Source organism: Dryocola boscaweniae, from assembly GCF_025215095.1.
Taxonomy (GTDB): Bacteria; Pseudomonadota; Gammaproteobacteria; order Enterobacterales; family Enterobacteriaceae; genus Dryocola; species Dryocola boscaweniae.
Genome location: NZ_JALHAP010000066.1, coordinates 15,621 through 33,285, shown reverse-complemented (window position 1 = coordinate 33,285; position 17,665 = coordinate 15,621). Strand labels below are relative to the sequence as shown.

The following is a 17,665-nucleotide window of genomic DNA, read 5'->3' as shown; positions in this document are numbered from 1 at the left end:
TATTACTTATATGACAGAACCAACTGCATCAGCAGTCGTTCCCAGCCACCCACCATAATAAAGACCAGTAATTTAAACGGCAGCGATATCGTCATTGGCGAAACCATCATCATGCCCATTGCCAGTAAAATATTAGAAATGATCAGATCGATGGCAATAAATGGCAGATACAGCAGCAGGCCTATTTTAAAAGATTCAATTAGCTGACTGACCATAAATGCCGGCAGCATAATAAACAGAGAATCCTCCGGCACCATTTTGCGCACCGGATCGGGCCAGAGTTGGGTTGCCGACTGGCTGAAAAATTTCACCTGGCGGGATTCCGTATGCCGGGACAGAAAGGTGCGGTAAGGGCTTAATGCCTCCTGGTCAAGTCGCTCAAAAAGGTTTTCCGATTCGAGCGTCAAAGGTGCTTGTTGTAAATTATCACTAATCTGATACGCGACCGGTGTCATAATAAACACCGTCAATATTAATGCCATTCCATAAATAGCCATATTAGGTGGTACCTGCTGAATACCTAATGCGTTACGCAATAAAGACAAAACGATAGCAATTTTAAGAAAGCTGGAGCCAATAATGACTAACAACGGTAATAAAGAAAGTGCAAACAACAAGCCAATAAGCATTAAAGGCTGATCGCCAAATTTAACCAGCCAGTCCATACTGCTCCTCATCCTCATTATGCAAAGACCCGGCCTGCGAATTTTCCCCTGACCTGGACATTTCAGGAGGCGCAATGCGGGTATTGATCAACGTATCGACTCGTACGATCCACTTATCACGCATCGTCAATAAGCTGCCATAGCCGATACAGCAGCCGTTCGCCGTCAGGCGGATCCCTCCAGCCAACGAGGCTTTGCCTTCCAGTACCGCACCAGGTGCCAGCGCCACCAGTTCTGCGACGGAGAGCGCAATCTGACCAACCTCCGCAACAAGGGTTAAAGGCACCATCATCCTGTCTGAAACCAATTCACCACAGCTCATCGCAGGCATCGCCTCCATAACCTCCGTCACCTGCAAATCTGCATGTTCATTCTGTATCATCGTTACCCTCTTTCTGCCAAACCATAACCACAATCCACCGGCGGCAATATCCGCAGTAGATAGCACTATTCCGTCGCCAGTCTTTAATGCCAAGAGTGCGGACAACGTTAATTCGCAATAGCCCAGGCTTAGGGGTAGTGAAAGGGGCAAAGAACCCGTTGCAGAAGCGAAAGGAAGCCAGCCCGTAGTTAGCTGGCATATCTGCTGCCAAGACCAACCCGCCAGCATCAGTGCTAATCGCCGTTCACCGTTACGCAGTGTCAGGGTAATCCGCCAACCTGAAGGTAATAAACCGGAAGCCAGCGACCCTGCGCTAAAGGCAGCCCTAGCCAGAAATAAGTTACCTTTCTCCAGGCAAAGTTCAGTCAGTAGGGGATAACTGTCTACTGGATAATCGGCAAACTCATTGACCGGAAAAAGCGGCGAAAGCCAGTCACACAGCGTCTGTTGCCGGCACCAGATCTCACGGTTATCCGACCCCTTCTCGCGCCAGCGAATATCAGCATCGTTATGGTGCTCAAGCGTCAGTGCCATATCCTCTTCGGGCGCCAGCAACCCTGCACCAATATGTAAACTCAATTCACGCCATGCGGCATCATACATATCCTGTTTCACGCGTTACCTTTAATGTGATGAAAAACCGATTAAACGAGCGGCCTAACTGGCTCTCAAGTCGGGGACGAATACGAGCAAGCTGGCAGGCAAGGCTGCCTGTTGCCACCATCTCCAGACTAAGATGACTGCCTTCCCAGCAGGCAAAAATTGAACATCCTGCCAACGGACCATTTAACAGACGCCACTGCAATCGCCCATGACCAGACAGCCGGATACTGACGCTGCCATCCTCCCAGCCGCAGTTTCCCTCCAGTAGCGTCTGAAAGCAGGCGGTAAGCCGCTGCTGACGCAATGCGGTATCGGAGCCGGGCGCCGATTTATCCTTATCCTCTAATAGGCGGGAAAAATCCCGGGCGTGCTCCACCGGCGGTAGCAGCCTCTCCTGCTCCTCTCGCCCGGTGGTCCGGCGAGCATTAACCTGACTATGAATGCGCATCCAGCCCCTCATCAAGCACGTAGCGTAGCTTCTCCTGGTCGATACGATTCTGCTGAAACAACTGCTGTAACCGCTGTTTCTCCTGCAGCCATTGCTGACATTCAGCTTCCGTCTGCATAATCTCACTCTCCAGGGCTTTATCACGCTGAAAATACGCTTCTAGCTGGCGCTGGAGGTTATGCAACCGCTCTTTGGCCAGTTTTCCTCGCCCCTCTTCGCCGAGCTGGCGCCAGGCTTTTTGGCGTTCGGCACGCTCCTGCTCCAGCGCCTGCCGACAATTGATTAACCGCTGATAACGTTGATTTCCTGCGGCTATCTGCCGACGCAGACGTCCTTCGCGCCGTCTTTTTAACGCCAGAAGTTCCTCAAGCATCTTATCCCTCCACTACCTGCTGTAACCGCGCCAGGGTCTGCTTATAGTCACTGCGCTCATCGGTTTCCTGGCATAAAAACGCACGAATTAGCGGCCAGCGCCGCAGCGCCTCATCCGCTTCATGATCCTGCCCCGGCTGGTATTCACCCACCCGAACCAATAATTCGATTTCCCGGTACAGGCTCATCATTCGTCGAAGTTTGCCCGCCAGCGCCCGGTGCGGTGGTGTGGTCACCATGTGCATAACCCTGCTGACACTCGCCCCCACGTCGATAGCCGGATAGTGATTGCTTTCTGCAAGCTTGCGGGACAGCACGATATGGCCGTCAATCAGCGACCTGACCTCATCTGCCACGGGTTCGTTAAGGTTATCTCCCTCCACCAGCACAGTATAAATTCCGGTGATGCTACCTTTCGGTGCCGGCCCCGCACGCTCCAGCAGGCGGGGAAGCTGGGAGAACAGCGTTGGAGGAAAGCCTCCCGATACCGGCGGTTCACCCGCAGCCAACCCCACTTCGCGAACCGCCCGGGCATAACGGGTTAACGAATCCACCATCAACAATACATTTAACCCTTTATCGCGAAAATATTCGGCAATAGTGGTCGCCGTCCAGCAGGCTTTAAGGCGCTCCAGTGCCGGACGTTCTGAGGTCGCGACAACGATAACACTCTTTGCTCGCGCCTCTGGCGATAACACCAGTTCGGTAAATTCACGCACTTCACGACCGCGCTCCCCCACCAGTGCCAGCACCACAACATCGGCCTGCGCCCCGTCACACACCATGCTCAGCAGCGTACTCTTCCCGCCCCCTGCCGCAGCGAAGATGCCGACGCGCTGGCCGATGCCGCAGGTCAACACCCCATCCAGCGCCCGCACGCCTAACGGCATCGGTTGTTCAATCAGCGCGCGCGACATAGGATCGGGTGGCGGAGAATAAAGAGAGCGACGTTCAGTTACCTGTTTAAGTTCTCCATATAGCGGACGCCCCAGCCCATCGACCATCATGCCGGCCAGTGAATCATCCAGTGCAATGGTGTACTCCTCACCGCTTGAATAGACCCACTGGTTACAGCTCAGTCCCTGCGGGGAGGAAAAAGGAGAAAGCAGTACGTGACGTCCTTGGATCGATACGACTTCTGCCGGGATATTTTGCGGCTGTACATAGCAGATCTCCCCTAGCCTGGCCCATGGCATCACGGCTTTAAGCAGCATCTCTCCAACCTCAACCAATTTCCCAAAACGGCGCTGGGAAGTGCTCTGCGGCCATTCAGGCAACCGCAGCGGACAAGCAAGCTGTGATGGGTCAGGAAAGTGATGGGTCATTTACTAGCCCCCCAATCAGCTCAATATTGCCAAGGACATTCAGCTCGATCGCGTCACCAATTTCCTGGAATGACACTACATGTACATCGATTAACTCGCGTTCGATCATCTTGCGCAAGTAGCGCCGGACATCTAGCGCTGTGATCAACAAACCACTGTGGGCCTCGCCCAATACAGCCTTAACTTGCCCGACAATGCGGGCAACCTCATCCGGCTCCAACGCAGAGTAAGTGCCCGCTGATGTCTGGCGTATAGACTCTCGGATCTGCTCTTCAATCGCATTGCCAATTACCCAAACGTCCAGCCACTGCTCCCCTTTCGAATAACGATGCACGATATGACGGCGCAGAGCGCTACGTACATACTCCGTCAGGATCACGGTATCTTTCTCTTTTACCGCCCAGACGATCACCGTTTCAAAAATAGTGCGCAGGTCACGGATAGAGATGCCCTCCTCCACCAGCCGCTGCAAAATATCAGCGATCTTACCCAACGGCAGCTGGCGCTGGACTTCCTTCACCAGTTCGCCATAATCCTGCTCCATCGCATCCATTAATACCCGCGTTTCCTGTACCCCGATAAACTCCTTAGCGTAACGGTTAATGACCAGTTCCAGACAACCGGTAAAACGGGCGTCATCACGCCAGACTTCTGTGGTTTCAGGTTCCGTGCTCTCAGCGCTGTCGGACAACCAAAGGGTTCGCCCGGGAAACAGCGTAACGGGATTGAGCGAGCCAGCTTCCGTTGACGGCAGCTCGCGCCAGACGCTCTCTTTACCCTGCAAAGGGAGGCTCGCAACGGCTTCCTGATAAAGATCAATGCGGCAAGGTTCTCCAGCAGAAACCATACGCACCGGCGGTTGAGGAATGATGATCCCCAGTCGCTCAAACATCCGCCAGCGTAATAACGTCAGCGCTTTTTCAAGGGTTGGACTAACCAAATTTTCCGGCAATATCAACATCAATGGCACCGATCCAGGCTTAAGATCGTCAGACTGCGGTTGGCCCGATGCGCTCATCGCCGTTATCGTCTGTTTCTTTCCCCACCAGGGTTTACCGATAAGCGCCCAGCCGCCAATCCCCAATCCTAACGACAGTGTCAGAAAGACCAGGGTAGGGAAACCGGGAAGCAGGGCAAACAGCAACAGCATACCGCTGGCCAGAAATAGCGGCCTGGGCTGGTTAGCCATTTGTTCAACCATTTCGCTGGCGAGGTTTTGGCGCTCCTGACCCGGCACGCGCGTGACGATAATCCCGGCGGTAATGGAGATCAGTAAAGCAGGGATCTGGGAGATCAACCCATCGCCCACCGAAAGAATGGCATAGGTCTGCATTGCCTGGGATGCCGACATACCGTGCACAAACATACCGACGGCAACACCACCAAAAATATTAACCATGACGATTATCATTCCGGCAATGGCATCGCCCTTAACGAACTTCATCGCTCCGTCCATCGCACCATAGAGCTGGCTCTCCTTTTGCACCATTGAGCGTTGGCGGCGGGCCTCATGGGCATCAATAGTGCCAGCTCGCATATCACCATCGATACTCATCTGTTTGCCGGGCATACCGTCAAGAGAAAAGCGGGCGCCCACTTCTGCCACGCGTTCCGAGCCTTTGGTAATGACGATAAATTGCACAATGGTAATAATGGAGAAAATAATCAGGCCAATCCCCAGGTTGCCTCCTACGACAAAATTGCCGAAGGTATAGACGATATCGCCGGCATCATGCTGCAGCAAAATCAGTCGGGTAGTACTAATGCTTAGCGACAGGCGATATAACGTGGTGATCAGCAACACGGCGGGGAAGGAGGAAAACTCAAGCGGTTGTCTGACATACACGGCAATCATCATCAGCAGCAGGGAAATGGTCAGATTGACGGCAATAAGAATATCGATCAGCAACGTCGGCAACGGCAGAATGATCATAAAAACAGCAAGGATCAGGATGACCGCCAGGATAATGTCCTGCCGCCCCGAAAACAGCCTTAACCAGTCAGAAATTTTTTGCATCATCGTTATTTCAGCATTCCATAAGGCGACAGCGTACTGAGCAACGCCCGATAAATACGCAACAACTGTTCAGCTAAAAACGTTGGTGGCAACGTGATCTGTAATGCCACCCCCGCTTTCAGCTCCAAAAGACGAACCAAGTAACCGGCAAAACGTTCAGGGCTGGCGCGTTCCCAAAGCGTGAGCATTTGCGCGTCATTCAGACAAAGAGAGGTACAGAGCATCATGGAAAGTCTGTCGTCCCCCAGTTCGAGATGTAACAGGTGATCGCGAAGACAAAAACTCATCGCGCCTGCCGTAATCTGCGGCCCGTCAATCCCTACAAGCGTCAGAAAACGTTCCAGATTTCGCTGGCTGAACAAAGGAATTGGTTGCATATCATTCACCCATCACATTGATCTTCATGCTGTTCCTGTAGCTGCTCAAAGGCTTCTGCCAGCTGTACGGCCTGATCGTCGTCCTGAAAACAGGGTGAGGGCATAAAGCGCAGTAGATCCTGCATCTGGCGCAGATACGTAAAGATACGGCTACCGCTAATCCCCATCATCCCTATTCGCTGTTCCAGCCAGTCGGGATAAATCCAGGTCTGTTCCAGCAAATGCAGCACCTCAGCCAGCATGCGCTCGGGTTCAACGCCCACGCTGAATGCGACTGAAGCACAGTGATCTTCCATGCTGAAAAACAGCAGGAGTCGCTTAAGTTCACCCAACGCCGTCACCACTTTTACAGGGTGGTGATCGGCATCGGCTCGCAGATCCAACGCCAGTGCGCGGATCAGCACCCGCAGACGAGTTCGCCTGTCCGGCCATTCACGAACCTCATTAAACCAGCCGGCCAGCCCCTTTTCCTGCTGCGCTTCATCGTCATCCCGTTGACGAATTTGCTGGTAAATCTGGCGCAGCGGTAGCAGCGCATCACGAGGCAAATTCCCCAGCTCTACCCAGGCAAGAAGATCAATGCTGATAGCCTCATCGTCGAGTAAAAACGTCAGAGCATCTTCCAAGCGACGCCGGCGTTTGCGCTCAATTTGCGGATCGGCGAGCAGCGATGCCAGCAGCAGCACCATAGCGCCTTCCGGCACACCTCCTTCACGCATCTGCTCAACCACATCGCCGGGATCGTTTCCCAGCGTTGAGAAACCGGTAACCAGCTCAACCAACGCCCCTCCTTCTACCCGGGGTACCCATTTCAGCAGCATCTCATACAGCCGGGTGCTCTTGTCTTTATCATCGTCCTTACGGCCATTTCCCTGAAGCAGACGGCTCCCCATCACCAGGCCCATAGACTCCATGGTTTCCATCAAAGAAGCCTCGGCACCCTCTTCAACCTGAGCGGTTAACGGCGTCGTTGCGGGAAATAATTGCTGGTTCGTGGTTGAGATGTCATCCGCCCTCTCGCGGTTGATCTCGCTATAGCTATTGCTCCACAGAGCATCAATCTGGCTCATTTAACTGCTCCCAGGTTAATGCATTCAGCGCGTTGCACACCATTTCCAGCTGATGCGGCAGCTTTAGTTCAATACGCATCAGATGGTTTTCCAGCAACGCGCTTCCCTCAGAAAGATCGGGGCTACTCTCAATACTGACAGGCAGCGTTTTTAACGTCTCAGGTAAGTTTTCCCGCATGCGCGGCGATACCCGTAGCGTCAAGGCTGGCTCGTGCTGAAATTCCCGGTACAAATCCATCACCTCAGCCTCCAGCAGTTGTTCCCAGGGAAAACTGGCGCTCATCTGCATCAGCCGCAGCGCAAGCTGCTGTACAATCTGCTGCGTCAGGTGGCGATAGACCTGTTGCTGCCAGCCATGTTGTTCCACCATCCAGCCGATTGCGGCGGCGGCCCCCTTCTCCCTGGCTTGCTGAAAGCATTTCGCATAATGGCGCCGCTGTGCCCGCTGACGCTGTAGCAGATGGCGACGATTCTTCGCTCGCCATCGCTGACGCTGGCGACGTGCAGTTTGCAAATATTCTGCGGCCAGGCACCGGCCACGGTGGATAATATCTTCCGCTTCAAGGATACGACTAAGCTCTGCGGCCGGAATAACCGTACAGCCGCGCCATTCGCTATCTACGAAAATCACAGGGACCGAAAAGGGTAGATTCATAAAAAATGCTCCAGTCGTATAAACAGATGTTCTCCTGCCGTTACGGCCCTTGCGGATCCCTGCCGGGCATCGGTTGCGGGCAGGGTATAGCGTACTGCCTGCCAGACAGGATCGGCCCACAGCAGCCGATCGAGTGCGGCCTGAGCGCTCATCTGCGCCTCATGTACCAGCAGCTCAGGCGGTAGCTGTGGCGAAAGCTGGCCGTTGCGCCACAGTACCTGTAACTGCTCTAACTGCGCCTCACTCAACCAGCAGGACAATGTTTCCCGGTAGGGGCGCCACAGCAAATAGTCAGGACAGTCCAGTAATAACAGCCCCATGGCCAATAGCAGCATCGGCATACGCTGACCGGCCCGCAGTAACGCCTGTTGCAGCGGTGATAGCTCAGCAAATTCTGCGCTATCCATCGGCTTCGGGAAGGCTCGCCGCTGACAAATCAGGCGATCCAACTCACGCCTGGCGCCCAGGGAAAGCTGCGTATATTTCGCCTGCCAGCCATAGAGCTCTAAACGTTGCCACCAGTCACCATGCATCTGCTCCCCGGGTTGCCACCATAGCTGAAAAACCCGCAGGACAGTTTCACTCGCCGCTGCCATGCTTCTCTTTTCCCTTTCTGTGCCTGTGTAAGCCATGCCAGACCACCACCGCACAGCCCACCAGCCAGAAAGCCAGCAGGCTCCAGGCAGATAAGGCTATCTGCTTCACCTTTTGCGTAAGAGAACGATTGCCCGACGTTCTGACCTCGCCATTTTCAGAAGCACCAGCGGCAGCTGATGCAGAATTGGCCTGCGTAGCTTTGCTGTCCGGCAGCGAAGCGGAGGCAAAGACACCTGGTGAAGCAACCCGATAATTAACAGGCTGCATAATAAGAGAGATATTTTCCGGATTAACCCCGGGCAGCCCGTTCCTTATCAGATTTTTTAGCTGTGCAGAAAACGCCTTCAGATTTACCTCAGGGGAATATTTAACCAGCACAGATGCCGACGCCTGCCCCGCGCTGCTCTCCCTTTCTTCCTCAGCCGATGCGCCCGCAATCACAACATTCACATCAATGACCCCTTCAATATTGCCCAACATGCGCTCCAGACTCTGCTCACGCAGGAAGCGGATTTTGGCCTGCTCCTGAACGGGTGAAGTCACCAACTGTCCGGAGGGAAAGAGATCGTCAACCGACCGCCAGGTATGACGGGGAAATCCGTTTTGACGCAGAATCTCTACCGCGCTGACAAAATCCTTCTTCTCCACCCGCAGGAGCAGTCCGCCAGATTTATCCACCACCTTAACCGCATCGATCTGACTGCTGACCAACAGGGACAGCATCTGGTTGGCGTCTACTTCAGACAGACCGCTATACAAATCGACCTTACAGCCGCTCAGCAGCATAACCATTGCCAGCACAACCGTGCGATAGCGCCACTTCATTGCATCGTCACCAGCTTATTCACCGCCTGCGAAAAAGAGCCCGCTACTTTGGCCACCATGTCAACGCCGATAACGCTGCCAGCCAGCCGCGTCTGGGTAGCAAGCGCCTGCTCAGGATTCATCTGCGTCGCTGAAGGCACATCGCGAATGCCGGACATCAGGCTCTTTTGTGCCTGCTGGATCTGGGTTAACGCATTCTGTTCAGGAGAAGAGGCGCTCCCCGCCAGCAGGCGCTGGGTAAACATCTCGATATCCTGCGCGCTGGCGACTTTCCCCTGAGAAAAAGTCCCGTCCACGTTGCTGCCAGAAAGCTGAATTGCCTGAATGGCTGAAACCGTCATACTGTCTCCTGCTAACATAAATTAATTTACTGCCCGACCCCACTTTCCGTAAGCGCGCGAGCCACCTCAGACATCGGGCTATAGCTGGCTGACGTCAGGTTGGCGTTGTCAAGTAGCGCCAGCATTGCCGCATGACACTGCTGGCGCAAATGCGCATCCTCAATCAGAAGAGGGAAGGCATCCTGTATTTCTCGGGCCTGATGCACAAGCCGATGATTCGCCGCCGCCAGCGCGCTCATGACCAGCAGACGACGCAAAGAACGGGACAGGATCATATTTTGCTGATAATGCCGCTCACCAGGTCACGTACCGTTTTGACCAGGCTACTTTGATAATTGACCATTGATGAATACTGCTGAAGAGCGAACTGGACCTGCAACATGGCGGACGGATCGTTAATATCAACCGCGCCAAGAATATCTTCCAGCCCCTGTGAAGCTGTCGTCGCCTGCTGGGAAAGCTGCGTTATAGTTGATTGCAGATTCATGGGTATTACTCCTTATCACCGGAAATATTTAATAAATATTTTTCCCGCCATCTGGAGGGAGAACAGGAAAAATATTTGCGAAAGGATTCAGAAAAATAGGCGTGATTACTGAAGCCGCTCTGTTCAGCAATGTCCGCCACCGCCAGCGATGACTGTTCCAATAACATGCGGGCCCGGGTCAGTCTTCTCTCACGCAGCCAGCATTTGGGCGTCACGCCATAGCTTTCTTTGAACAGATAATTAAATTTGCGGGTATGTAGCCCAAGCATCGCGGCATAGCGTTCCACGGGCCATGGGTTAAATGCATATTCACACATAAAATCAATCAGCTCTCCTCCCTGAGCGAGTAAGGAAGAAAACATGTGACAGAAATATTGCCAGTCACACGCCAGACAATAATAAATAAGGTAAGGAATCACCTGATTACGGTCGGCATGTATAAAAAAAGAGAGGGTCTGCTGTGCAGATTCGGTAAAATCCACCATATGCATCACCCCAGCATCGCCCGTCGCTTTGCCTTGTCCCGTATAGCCGATAATATGCTCACAAACAGAAAGTAGCTGGTGCTGATTACAGGACAGCTCAATACGTTCCTCTGGCATAAGGATTTCATAGCATCCGGATATAACCACCAGAGTATTAGCATCGACGCGAACATTCTCGTTATTAAGACGTAAGAAATTCATTTCTTTGAAAAGAATAAAATGTAGAGCGGCCATAAAAACACCTTCCCACAGCGAGAATAATATTCGGTTAATCCGTTTTTATTACTTCAGGCGCAGATACTGCGCCTGTCTATCAGAACCTTAGCGACGAAATACCAGCCAGCTATCCTCGTGGTTGTTTTCCAGTAACACACCACCATGACGCAGTAACAGCGTCTGCATTTTATTACGTCGCCGCCGCGCCTCAGGAGAGCCGTAGCGTCCAATCATACCGCGAATTTCATCGATCTCGCTCACCCTGGCCAGAAGCTCTCGCCACAGGCGAATAAGGGCCGTGACCGCACTTTCCAGCCCCTGGCGGCCAGGCAACGCCTGAATATGGCATACCAACAGACAGTTATCCTGCTGTCGCCAGCTCATGGTGTAAAGCTGAGTGCTAAACTCCCATCCCAGGCGATAGCCCGTCTGCTGAAAAAACGCCGGCGACTGAACATATCCCTGGCGGCTCAGATAATGAAAAACGGCACCCTGCTCAAGCGCTGCATGGTTATTTCCAGCTGGCTGCATTTAGCATCGCACCATAAAGGTCGGTCAGACTACGAGTCGTATCTGTTATCTTTTGGGAAAACATCCGCATATTATTCCCATCGACATCACTTTGTTTATCGTAGATATTTTTACTGTCATTAATATAATCAGCACCTATTTGTAGCCTACTGGCTGCCTGAGTGTTACCCATTGAGACCAGATTGCCGATTGCGGTCCCTAACGCAGGCACTGCAGCTACTCCGGCCTTCCCAACAATGTCCCAGTTGCCGCCTTTTAGTCCCCCTAAGCCAAGGCCACCGCCCACAAACCCTCCCAGACCACCCGCAAGACTGTTTATTAGCGTGGCCTCTTTTGTTTCACTCGCAGCCTGCTGCTTGTTCTCCACCGATTTAACGGCCATTTGGTAACTGTTTTGCATTTGTGATACCGAGCGCTTCTGAAGGGTGTCACGCAACGCCTGATTGGTTTTTTGCAACAGGACAATCAGATTGCTCATATCGACATCATCTCCTGTTTGTGTCGGTAAAGCGGAACCGACTGTAGTGGTACCGACGGATGCGGACGCTGCGGAAGCGGTAGCCGAAGAGGAAGGTGAGGTGATAACAGTCATAATGAACTCCTTTATAGTCAAATTAATGAACCAGCAATACGCGCACGCAACGTCGCCGTCTCGCTCAACATTTTGCTGGCGCTTTCCACCACCGTAGCCGAGCGGGATATTTCACGCTGCACCCGATCAACGGTGTATTCCTGGGCCGATATCAGCCAACGTGCCTGCGCATCGTTCCAACCGAGCCGGGCATCTATCACTCCAATTTCGCCTTGCAAATTAGCCTGTTGAACACCCAATACCGCCTGAGCGACCCCATTCCCCGTATCGGTTATCGCCGTCAGCATGCGTGTCATAAAATCCGCCTTCTCAAGGGCTTTTAGTGCGCTATCACTCAACCAGCCGGAAACTCGACCGGCAATTCCGCTGACGCGCAAAAGTCCGCCCGCCATCACGCCAGTACACACCGCCATGGCGGCACCTGAAACCATATCCCCCACCCGATCCGTTATTTTTAGCCAGGACGGAGCCTTATCCCCCATCACCTTCTCCGCGATGGAGAAACCCGCCGTGGTCGCCGTTACCGCCAACAGCCCAAGGGTCATAGGTAATGACATGGGGCAAAAAATAGCGGTCACTACCGCCAGCGGGAAAGCTATTTCACTCAGGTTTTTGGTAATAAAATCCATGGCGCTTTTCACGCCGGGGATCTTCTCAAGCAGATTCATCACGGGTTTAATAATTGCGCTGATAACCGTCATGATCGGATTAAAAATTTTGCCGAGAATACCGCCTTTTTTCGCCTTTTCCGCCTGTTCCTGCGCTTTGGCCAACTGCTCACGGTAGTCGGCGATTTTTCTGTCCATCAACGCTTCCTGCGCATCGCCATTAATCTTGATGCTTTTGCTTAACGCCTCTGCGCTGTTGCTGAAGGTCTTAAGCCCAAGCGTCGCAGCCTGCAGCAACATATTATCCAGCGACCCTGAAACCAGGCTGCTTAGCGTGATGTGGTTATCCTTCAGAATGTGCTGCACGCTATATTGGGCTTGTTGTGGACTGACAGTGGCCGCAGCCGGGGGCAGCACCATACTTAACGTCCGGGCGCTAACATCCTCAGCATGCAGCGCTGTCGGCGTTGAATTTATCACCGGCTGACTCTTCGCTTCTCGGGCTGTAACATCGCTATATGGCCGCATTGCCTCATTGATAACGCCAGGCACAGGGGAGAATGAGCCAATACATAATGTCTCTGACTCTTCATCATCGTTCCATGCCTGACCGCCAGCGCCAGACTCTTCTTCTCGCCCGCGCTGATGCCGTTCACCGAGCGGGGCTTTTTGCTCCCCGGTATCGACGAACCACTGTTCTGAGGTATCAACTGATTTCTGCACCGCGGTCTTCTCACGGCTGTGCATCTCTCCCATCTTCGCTTCATTGGGATTATCCAGCTGTTTACTCAGCTTGCTCAACTCCGCTTTCGATTCCGGGACTGCGCGCTGCAGACGACTCAGCGCCTCTTTTAGCGCAGGCTGAGAGAGGCTATGTCCTGCCGTAGCCGCGTGATACAACAGACCTTCAAGCTGCTTTAGCAAACCGGAAGAGATGTCTCCCTGACGTAGCCGGGAAAGCAGCTGTATGCCTTGCGGGGTACGCGCAGCGGATAAATTAGTCAGTGTCTCAGCCAACCGCTGCCCCGCCTGTTGGCGCTCGCCACCAGCGCGCGCCGGCAGCGCGGCTATCTGTGGCTGATAGCGAACGCTGATATCATCCAGCGTGCGGGCGATCTGGCTCTCCCCCGGCGCGTTCATTTGCACCAGTGGCGTTAGCTGCCGGGTCAGATCACCATGTAGTGCGGGCGTCTGCTGCATGAGTTGTAAAACATTTTGTGCCATCAGGCCACAGCGCCCACCCTGTGGGCCCACATCCTCCAGAAACTGCATCACCTGAGCGCTGGTCACCATTGTCTGGGCCCCCGACGAACCAGCCATCCGGGACCCGGAAGTTTGTTTCAGCGTGTTATAACTCATCCATTTTCTCCTTCTGATAGTTGCCTTTGACAGCGTAAAAGCTGCTTTCTGGCCGTCGCGACCAGCTCCCGATACGCTGGCTGCTCTGCGGCAAGGGTCAGAGTCGAAGTTAAAAGCTCGCTTACGCTATCCCAGCGAGCCATAGCCATAGCACTTTGTGCCATCAGCCAACTCGGCCGCGGATCGACAACTAAAATCCGTGCAGCCTGGGCCAGATAGAACAAAGCCTCTTCATGAGCTTTCATTCGCTGGCAAGCAACGCCCAGCGTTAGCAGAAAGTCGCTATTCCAGCCGTCGTTATAGACCAGCAGCTGTAACAGATTGCGGGCCCCGGCGGCATCGTCCTGCTGCAGGAGCTGACAGGCGTAGCGCCAGAGGGTATCCATCTCTTCCCGTGAGGTATCATTGAGCATATAGAGCGCACCGCCGGAGGCAAAAAACGCCCTGAGCTGGCCGATATCATCCGGCGCGATCATCAACGAATTCCCTGAGCGATGGTCTTATTCATATCCGCCAACAGGGTCTGCATACTGTTAATCAGCGATGAACAAACGTTGTAGGTCTGCATCACCTTTTGCAGCTGCAGCTGGGCCGTGGAAATAAAATCGGAGGCGCGGTTAGCGACGTTATCCAGCGCGCCTTTGATAGCCGTGAGATCGCCTTTATTAAAGCCATTGGACGGATCCTTATTCCAGGCCCAGACCCCATCCGATCCATAGCCACAGACGCCATCGATCTCCATGTGGTTATCCTCAAGATAACTCATCACTTCCTCACTTAATTTGCCGGTCGCGTTTTTATTATCACTGCCAGAAACATCGGCTAGTACCGAATCCACCTGTGAGGCGTAGCTTTGCGCCTCTCTGGAAATCGTTGAATTACTTTCCATACCGGCGTATTGCGAATTGGCCTGATCGGAAAGCATTTGCATAAACAGATAAAGCACGCTCAGACCGTAAGTGAACACGCTGTCGCCATTGAGTATTGAGCTTACCGACGAGTTCGACGTTGAAATAGTGATGCCGGGCAAACCGGTGGCCTGACGTCCGGCGTTAACCTCTCCAGCAGACGAATAGCCAGCCTTATAAAAGGGAAACTCGACCTTTTTCTTCCTGGAAGCGTCAATCTGTTCCACCGGATCATCGTCATTGTCCTGCTGCTGCCCGGAGTTTTGCTGCTGTCCCTGTCCCTGGCGTTCGTGCACTACGTGGCAGGCGCTCTCCTGAAAAGCGGCGTTAGCTGATAGCTGCTGATTCAGACGCACGGCAAACTCAGTCAACGGTTTTGCCATCGCAGCATCCTTACCTTGGCCCAGCTCCTGCTGTACCTGGCGCAGAACCTCCTGAAGTTGTTCACTGACATCATGCTGATTCACCAGCAGACCCGAGCCGCGTAATTGTTGCAGAGCCTGCTGGAGCTGCCGGGAGGTCTGCGCACTAAGATTACCCCGGCTCAGCTGGCGCAGAAGCGAGGACGTCTTCCCGCCTGGCCGTGTGGAAGGTTCAACAATCTGTCCGATCAGTAAATTCCCCAGCGCTTTGACTGCACTCTTCGCGTCGCGCCCTCCCTGAGTGAGCGATGCCAGCAGCTTGTTTAAACCCGCGTTCAGCGTATCGCCGTCGCTGCTCTGTAATAACGTCCCCAACGACTGGAGTAGCGCTGGTGAGACGCGGTCACCACGGTTAAGCAATCCCAACATTTGGTTTGCAAGCTGGGCATTTTCACCACCGGAGGTACTGATAAGCTCAAGCCGGGACATCATTTGCTGAAGCGTTAACGTTCCGTCCCTTTGTGTCGGACCGCAAGCCGCCAGCTGTCCAGGCTGGGCTATCGCCATGTTTTGTTGGATCATCAAATCACCTCAAACAAAATTATGTTTCTTACGTCGCCCGCTTTTTTGCTTTCCGGGCCCTACTTTCTCCGCAGACTGCGGAACTGTCGCGGTACGTTCAGCCTGCGCAGCCTGGCGGTTAGCACGCGCCAGCCAACCGTTAAGCATCCGCAGATCCCGCTCGGCCTGAGCATAAAGTGTCTGAAAATTGGCGTCCTGGTGAAGTGCATTCACCTGCTCCAGCCGCCGAGCCGCCTCCGGATCGTGGGGGGCGGCTTCTTTCAGCTCCTCCAGCGTTTTCTTTAGCGCCTCAAAAGCGCAGGCCTGACGATCCAGCCGTGCCGTATCACGCTGCATCTGCTGGATAAATAGCTGAAATTCTTCAGGTGTCGTCATTATCATTTTCTCCTTCCATCGTCTGATTGTGGTAACGGCGGTAGAGAATGACGATCGTTTCCCGTGCCGCATCGCACGCCACCGCCGCCTGCAAACACTGCTGATAGCGCTCCGGCTCCATCGGCTGGCGACAGTGCTGACGCAAGCGTTCACTGCGTCGCTGCAGTAGCCGACACAGGTTCCGGGCGTTACGCCTGCTGTCCGGATGGCGTAGCATGAGTTCAAGTGAGGTAATGGATGGCAACGCATTCTCCTTAAAACGTCATGGGCAAATGCAGCAGACTGCCTCGCCGGAACAAATCAATACCTGATGCCGGATCGATATGGACAATTTCATACTCATTATTCAACGTTGTACCTACCTGCAGGCGACGCCCATCCGCCAGCACCAGCCAGGCATTACGCCGGTTGCCGCCAATACTCACCACCGGTTGCGGAAACAGGGTGCTATCGGCCGTACCGCGCGGAGGGATCTGCTGAAAAATCGTTTCCAGCCTGAAGGGCCGCAAAGCGTCGGCCAGCTTAGTATGTTGTTCAGCGCTGAGGAGGCCGCTGATAATCAAGCGATGCCCCTGTTTTTCCAGACTTATTTGTCCCAAAGCGCCAGCCTTGCGCACTGCCTCAAGCAGCCCGCGTCCCTGGGTTGCGGAACGTCCGCTAACGTCCCAGCGTTTTAACCCTTCCATCTCGGCCAACTGCTTAACCACCTTCTGCCAGCGCGCATCGGCCTGGATATCTCCGCAGATCCTCGCTTCGCCAGGATAGCGTCCGTCGATGACCTCAACGTCCCGGTAGCCGCTCTGCTCAAGCAACTGTCGGATCTCATCCAGCAACTGATCCTGGCACTGTGTCTCCAGTCGCCAGAACACGCCTGCGATACGTAATTGCTGCAATACCTCCGTTAGTACCTGCTGCCGCGGGCACTGGCCATAGACGCGTAGCGTGCCATCCTGCAGCCACTCGAATCCCAGCCTTTTCAGATCGTCACGACGATGCTGCTCCACCAGCCAGCGCTGTACGCCCAACCGGCTAACCTTTTCCGCCTCACTCTCCTGATGTTGCCAGTAATAAAACGCTATACCGCTCGCCAACATCAGCAATACCAACCCCACCCCTGTCGCAATACGTCGCTGCATACGTGTGAACTGCCATCGCCCCGGCACCAGGCGTTCAGGGATGCGTCGAGAAGTGAATGTTTCTCCTTCAGTCAGCAGGACAAAAGCCACGCCAGCCAGATCGATAATTTTGCCCGGAGGTAACCGCCTGTCCTGTAACTTTCGACCTTCGACCCAGCAAGGGGCCGGCTCCAGTAGCTGAACGCAGGCTTCCGCCGTAACCCGCAGCGTGACGCGGGAAAATTCTCCTTCTAATGGCAGTTGAAGATCGGTATCCCCTAAGCCGATAGTGATCCCCCCTTCTGGCAGACGCAGGCTACGCCCTTGCATCGGGCCGTTTAATAACTTCAGCGTTAATTTCATCAACC

Annotated in this window: 23 protein-coding genes; all 23 read right to left on the bottom strand. The window is 53.8% G+C overall.

Going from position 1 to position 17,665, the window contains the following annotated elements:
* Positions 1–2 precede the first annotated feature (2 nt).
* Positions 3–665 (bottom strand): type III secretion system export apparatus subunit SctR, encoded by a 663-nt coding sequence (sctR, locus tag MUA00_RS01665; protein WP_271121401.1) that lies wholly within the window; start codon positions 663–665, stop codon positions 3–5.
* Entirely contained in the window at positions 649–1,662 is a 1,014-nt protein-coding gene (locus tag MUA00_RS01660) for a FliM/FliN family flagellar motor switch protein (RefSeq protein ID WP_271121400.1), read from the bottom strand. The genes sctR and MUA00_RS01660 overlap by 17 nt, the downstream gene beginning before the upstream one ends.
* Complete coding sequence (locus tag MUA00_RS01655) at positions 1,643–2,098, bottom strand: hypothetical protein (RefSeq protein WP_271121399.1); 456 nt, start codon at positions 2,096–2,098, stop codon at positions 1,643–1,645. The genes MUA00_RS01660 and MUA00_RS01655 overlap by 20 nt, the downstream gene beginning before the upstream one ends.
* A complete protein-coding gene (locus MUA00_RS01650) occupies positions 2,085–2,471 on the bottom strand; it encodes a hypothetical protein (RefSeq protein ID WP_271121398.1) in 387 nt (128 codons plus the stop codon). Before MUA00_RS01650 ends, MUA00_RS01655 begins: the two co-directional genes overlap by 14 nt.
* 1 nt (position 2,472) lies before the next feature.
* The gene (locus MUA00_RS01645; protein ID WP_271121397.1) at positions 2,473–3,795 is read right to left on the bottom strand and encodes a FliI/YscN family ATPase; all 1,323 of its coding nucleotides are present in this window, start codon (positions 3,793–3,795) and stop codon (positions 2,473–2,475) included.
* Positions 3,776–5,812 carry a type III secretion system export apparatus subunit SctV gene (gene sctV / locus MUA00_RS01640; RefSeq protein ID WP_271121446.1) on the bottom strand — a complete coding sequence of 679 codons (2,037 nt, stop codon included), beginning with the start codon at positions 5,810–5,812 and terminating at the stop codon, positions 3,776–3,778. The genes MUA00_RS01645 and sctV overlap by 20 nt, the downstream gene beginning before the upstream one ends.
* A 5-nt stretch (positions 5,813–5,817) precedes the next feature.
* On the bottom strand, positions 5,818–6,189 hold the full coding sequence (locus tag MUA00_RS01635; RefSeq protein ID WP_271121396.1) for a hypothetical protein: 372 nt from the start codon (positions 6,187–6,189) through the stop codon (positions 5,818–5,820).
* 5 nt (positions 6,190–6,194) lie between these two features.
* A complete protein-coding gene (locus tag MUA00_RS01630; protein WP_271121395.1) occupies positions 6,195–7,259 on the bottom strand; it encodes a TyeA family type III secretion system gatekeeper subunit in 1,065 nt (354 codons plus the stop codon).
* Positions 7,246–7,914 carry a hypothetical protein gene (locus MUA00_RS01625; RefSeq protein WP_271121394.1) on the bottom strand — a complete coding sequence of 223 codons (669 nt, stop codon included), beginning with the start codon at positions 7,912–7,914 and terminating at the stop codon, positions 7,246–7,248. Before MUA00_RS01625 ends, MUA00_RS01630 begins: the two co-directional genes overlap by 14 nt.
* Complete coding sequence (locus MUA00_RS01620; RefSeq protein ID WP_271121393.1) at positions 7,911–8,510, bottom strand: type III secretion system domain-containing protein; 600 nt, start codon at positions 8,508–8,510, stop codon at positions 7,911–7,913. The genes MUA00_RS01625 and MUA00_RS01620 overlap by 4 nt, the downstream gene beginning before the upstream one ends.
* On the bottom strand, positions 8,494–9,336 hold the full coding sequence (gene sctJ, locus MUA00_RS01615) for a type III secretion system inner membrane ring lipoprotein SctJ (RefSeq protein ID WP_271121392.1): 843 nt from the start codon (positions 9,334–9,336) through the stop codon (positions 8,494–8,496). Before sctJ ends, MUA00_RS01620 begins: the two co-directional genes overlap by 17 nt.
* On the bottom strand, positions 9,333–9,677 hold the full coding sequence (gene sctI / locus MUA00_RS01610; protein WP_271121391.1) for a type III secretion system inner rod subunit SctI: 345 nt from the start codon (positions 9,675–9,677) through the stop codon (positions 9,333–9,335). Before sctI ends, sctJ begins: the two co-directional genes overlap by 4 nt.
* Before the next feature lie 26 nt (positions 9,678–9,703).
* Complete coding sequence (locus MUA00_RS01605; RefSeq protein WP_271121390.1) at positions 9,704–9,952, bottom strand: DUF1039 domain-containing protein; 249 nt, start codon at positions 9,950–9,952, stop codon at positions 9,704–9,706.
* On the bottom strand, positions 9,949–10,164 hold the full coding sequence (gene sctF / locus MUA00_RS01600; RefSeq protein WP_271121389.1) for a type III secretion system needle filament subunit SctF: 216 nt from the start codon (positions 10,162–10,164) through the stop codon (positions 9,949–9,951). The genes MUA00_RS01605 and sctF overlap by 4 nt, the downstream gene beginning before the upstream one ends.
* A gap of 5 nt (positions 10,165–10,169) precedes the next feature.
* Positions 10,170–10,883 (bottom strand): helix-turn-helix transcriptional regulator, encoded by a 714-nt coding sequence (locus MUA00_RS01595; RefSeq protein WP_271121388.1) that lies wholly within the window; start codon positions 10,881–10,883, stop codon positions 10,170–10,172.
* Between the two features lie 87 nt (positions 10,884–10,970).
* Complete coding sequence (locus tag MUA00_RS01590) at positions 10,971–11,396, bottom strand: hypothetical protein (protein ID WP_271121387.1); 426 nt, start codon at positions 11,394–11,396, stop codon at positions 10,971–10,973.
* A complete protein-coding gene (locus MUA00_RS01585) occupies positions 11,377–11,988 on the bottom strand; it encodes a hypothetical protein (RefSeq protein WP_271121386.1) in 612 nt (203 codons plus the stop codon). The genes MUA00_RS01590 and MUA00_RS01585 overlap by 20 nt, the downstream gene beginning before the upstream one ends.
* Positions 11,989–12,005: 17 nt before the next feature.
* Positions 12,006–13,955 carry a type III secretion system translocon subunit SctE gene (gene sctE / locus MUA00_RS01580; RefSeq protein ID WP_271121385.1) on the bottom strand — a complete coding sequence of 650 codons (1,950 nt, stop codon included), beginning with the start codon at positions 13,953–13,955 and terminating at the stop codon, positions 12,006–12,008.
* Positions 13,952–14,431, bottom strand: a complete 480-nt coding sequence (locus tag MUA00_RS01575; protein ID WP_271121384.1) for a hypothetical protein — start codon at positions 14,429–14,431, stop codon at positions 13,952–13,954. Before MUA00_RS01575 ends, sctE begins: the two co-directional genes overlap by 4 nt.
* Complete coding sequence (locus MUA00_RS01570) at positions 14,431–15,807, bottom strand: hypothetical protein (protein WP_271121383.1); 1,377 nt, start codon at positions 15,805–15,807, stop codon at positions 14,431–14,433. The genes MUA00_RS01575 and MUA00_RS01570 overlap by 1 nt, the downstream gene beginning before the upstream one ends.
* 9 nt (positions 15,808–15,816) lie before the next feature.
* The gene (locus MUA00_RS01565; protein ID WP_271121382.1) at positions 15,817–16,182 is read right to left on the bottom strand and encodes a hypothetical protein; all 366 of its coding nucleotides are present in this window, start codon (positions 16,180–16,182) and stop codon (positions 15,817–15,819) included.
* Positions 16,169–16,426 (bottom strand): EscE/YscE/SsaE family type III secretion system needle protein co-chaperone, encoded by a 258-nt coding sequence (locus MUA00_RS01560; protein ID WP_271121381.1) that lies wholly within the window; start codon positions 16,424–16,426, stop codon positions 16,169–16,171. The genes MUA00_RS01565 and MUA00_RS01560 overlap by 14 nt, the downstream gene beginning before the upstream one ends.
* Before the next feature lie 10 nt (positions 16,427–16,436).
* Positions 16,437–17,660 carry a type III secretion system inner membrane ring subunit SctD gene (gene sctD / locus MUA00_RS01555; protein ID WP_271121380.1) on the bottom strand — a complete coding sequence of 408 codons (1,224 nt, stop codon included), beginning with the start codon at positions 17,658–17,660 and terminating at the stop codon, positions 16,437–16,439.
* Between the last annotated feature and the right edge of the window lie 5 nt (positions 17,661–17,665).